Source organism: Acidimicrobiales bacterium (assembly GCA_036273495.1).
In the GTDB taxonomy this organism is placed as follows: domain Bacteria; phylum Actinomycetota; class Acidimicrobiia; order Acidimicrobiales; family JAJPHE01; genus DASSEU01.
The window spans coordinates 1-3,171 of sequence record DASUHN010000323.1; the positions used below are offsets into that span (position 1 = coordinate 1).

3 protein-coding genes are annotated in these 3,171 nt (G+C 71.4%); 2 read left to right on the forward strand and 1 reads right to left on the reverse strand.

Annotation, left to right across the window (positions count from 1 at the left end; translation table 11 throughout):
- A partial coding sequence (locus VFW24_13820; protein ID HEX5267841.1) for a tyrosine-type recombinase/integrase occupies positions 1–237 on the forward strand: 237 nt, incomplete at its 5' end.
- 33 nt (positions 238–270) lie between these two features.
- On the opposite strand, the gene glnA is transcribed toward VFW24_13820, so the two are convergent.
- Positions 271–1,695, reverse strand: coding sequence for a type I glutamate--ammonia ligase (glnA, locus tag VFW24_13825; protein ID HEX5267842.1), 1,425 nt, complete (start codon positions 1,693–1,695; stop codon positions 271–273).
- Positions 1,696–1,873: 178 nt separating this feature from the next.
- On the opposite strand from glnA, the gene VFW24_13830 reads away from it, so the two are divergent.
- Positions 1,874–3,171 (forward strand): hypothetical protein (locus VFW24_13830; protein HEX5267843.1); only part of this gene is annotated, 1,298 nt, incomplete at its 3' end.

Here is a 3,171-nt window from a genome sequence, read left to right on the forward strand (position 1 = left end):
GCAGGACTACCCGAATGGGCCAGGCCCCACGACCTGCGCCACTTCTACGCCTCTCTGCTGATCCGCTCGGGAGCCAGCGTCAAGGTCGTGCAGGCTCGCCTGGGGCACTCCTCGGCCCGCACGACCCTGGACACCTACGCCCACCTCTGGCCCGACGAGGAGGACCGCACGCGGGCCGCCGTCGACGAACTGCTCCAACCTCCCGCGGACTTGCCGCGGACCAAGACAGGAGCCTGAGCAAGAAAGCCCAGGTCAGCGACTACAAACGACTTAGATGTCGTAGTAGAGGTAGAACTCCCAGGGGTGCGGCCGCAGCCGGACCTCGTCGATCTCCCGCAGGCGCTTGAAGTTCACCCAGGTCTCGATGAGGTCGTCGGTGAACACACCTCCGGTCCGCAGGAAGGCGTTGTCCGCCTCGAGGGCGGCCAGGGCCTCCTCGAGAGACCCGGGGACCTGGGGCACCTGCGCCAGCTCCTCGGGCGGGAGGTCGTAGAGGTCCTTGTCCACGGGATCGGGCGGCTCGATGCGGTTCTGCACCCCGTCGAGGCCGGCCATCAGCATGGCGGCGAAGGCGAGGTACGGGTTGCACGACGGGTCCGGGCAGCGGAACTCGACGCGCTTGGCCTTGGGGCTCTTGGAGTAGATCGGGATCCGGCAGGCCGCCGACCGGTTCCTCTGGGAGTACACCAGGTTCACCGGCGCCTCGTAGCCCGGGACCAGCCGCTTGTACGAGTTCGTGGTGGGGGCGGCAAACGCCAGGATGGCGGGGGCGTGGGCCAGCAGCCCACCGATGTACCACCGCCCGAGGTCCGACAGCCCGGCATATCCGGTCTCGGCGTAGAAGAGCGGCTCCCCGCCCCTCCAGAGCGACTGGTGGCAGTGCATGCCCGAGCCGTTGTCCTGGAACAGCGGCTTCGGCATGAAGGTGGCGGTGTAGCCGGCGTCACGCGCCACGTTCTTGACCACGTACTTGTAGAGCATGAGCTTGTCGGCCATGGTCAGCAGGGTGTCGAAGCGCATGTCGATCTCGGCCTGGCCGGCCGTGCCGACCTCGTGGTGCTGCACCTCGATGTCGATGCCGAGGGCCTGCATGGTGAGGACCATCTCCGAGCGCAGGTCCTGGAAGTGGTCCATCGGCGGGACCGGGAAGTACCCCTCCTTGTAGCGCGGCTTGAACCCGAGGTTCGGCTGCTCGTCCTTGGCCGAGTTCCAGATGCCCTCGATCGAGTCGACCTGGTAGAAGGCCGAGCGCTGGTCCTGCATGAACCGCACGTCGTTGAAGATGAAGAACTCGGCCTCGGGACCGAAGTAGGCGGTGTCGGCGATGCCCGTGGTCCCCAGGTAGTCCTCGGCCTTCTTGGCCACGTAGCGCGGGTCCCGGCTGTAGCTCTCCCCGGTCACCGGATCGTGGACGAAGCAGTTGATGTTGAGGGTCTTGTGCTGGCGGAAGGGATCGATGACCGCGGTGTCCGGATCCGGGATCAGGATCATGTCGGACTCCTGGATCTCCTGGAAGCCCCGGATCGAGGAGCCGTCGAACCCGTGGCCCTCGATGAAGGACTCCTCGGCCAGCTCCTTGACCGGGACGGAGAAGTGCTGCATGAGGCCGGGCAGGTCGCAGAACCGGAAGTCGATGATCTCGACACCCTGATCGCTGGCGTACTTCAGCACGTCATCCGGCGTGCGCTTCTCCACAGCAGGAACCTCCTGGAGGACTCTGGCTGAATACAGCCTGGGGCGCTCCCGTTGCCGGCCCGTTGCCGTGATGTGAATAGGGAGTGAACGAGGACGCCCCTCGGACGGGCGGAGACTAGTGGGGCCCCGCCGGGCCGCGCCGGTCCGGCGGGGCCCGGTCCGGGGCCAGACTCCTGTCATGTCCGCCCTGCCGCCCGCCGTCGAGGAGGCGGTGGCCCAGGGCCCCCGGCGCCCCGCCGTCCGGGCGGCCCTGGACTGGCTCGTGGAGGCCCATCCCGGCCTCGACGCCGAGCTGGCCGACGACCCGGACCTGCTCCGGACGCTGCTGTCCGTGCTGGCCGCCAGCCCGGCGTTGGCCCGGCTCCTCCGGTCGGACGCCCAGGCCCTCGACCGCCTCCGCCGCCCGGACGACCGGCCGCCTCCCCCCGACGGGGACGCCGAGGAGCTGGTGGCCTGGAAGCGCCGGGAGCTGCTCCGGATCGCCGCCCGTGACCTGACCGGCCGGGACGGCCTCGAGGCGGTCGGGGCCGACCTGGCCCGGATGGCCGACGCCGTCCTCGATCGGGCCCGGGCCCTGGCCGGTGCGCCCGCCGCCGGGCTGGCCGTCGTCGCCATGGGCAAGGCCGGGGCCCGGGAGCTCAACTACGCCAGCGACGTCGACGTGGTGTTCGTGGGAGAGGGGGATCCCCGCCCCGTGCTCGAGCTGGCCCGCCGCGCCTTCCGCGTCGACGCCGACCTCCGACCCGAAGGGCGCAACGGCCCGCTCACCCGCACCCTCGAGTCCTACCTGGCGTACTGGGAGCGGTGGGCGGAGGCGTGGGAGCGCCAGGCCCTGCTCAAGGCCCGGCCCGTCTCCGGCCCGGCCGGGCTGGGCGCCGCCTTCTCCGCCGCCGCCGGCGAGGTGGTGTGGGGACGGCCGTTCACGGCCGAGGACCTCCATCAGGTCCGGACGATGAAGGCCCGCTCCGAGGGGGAGGTGGCCCGCCGGGGCCTGACCGGGCGGGAGATCAAGCGGGGGCCCGGCGGCATCCGGGACGTCGAGTTCTCCGTACAGCTCCTCCAGCTCATCCACGGACCGGCCGACCCCGCCCTGCGCCGCCCCGCCACCCTCGACGCCCTGGCCGAGCTGCAGGGGGCGGGGTACGTCGCCGACGCCGACGCCCGGGCCCTCGAGACGTCCTACCGCTTCCTGCGCACGGTGGAGAACCGCCTGCAGATGGCGGAGGAGGAGCAGACCCACACCGTGCCGGCCGGCCTGGAGGACCGGCAGTGGCTGGCCCGGGTGTGCGGCTTCACCGACGACCCGGCCGCCAGCGCCGCCGAGCGGCTCGACCAGGCCCTCCGCACCCACCTGGCCACGGCCCGGGCCGTGCACGAGCGGCTGTTCTTCCGGCCCCTGCTCGAGGCCTTCTCGGCCCATCCCGACCGGCTCACGACCGGCCTGCCGGCCCGGGCGGTGGGCGAGCGGTTGGCGGC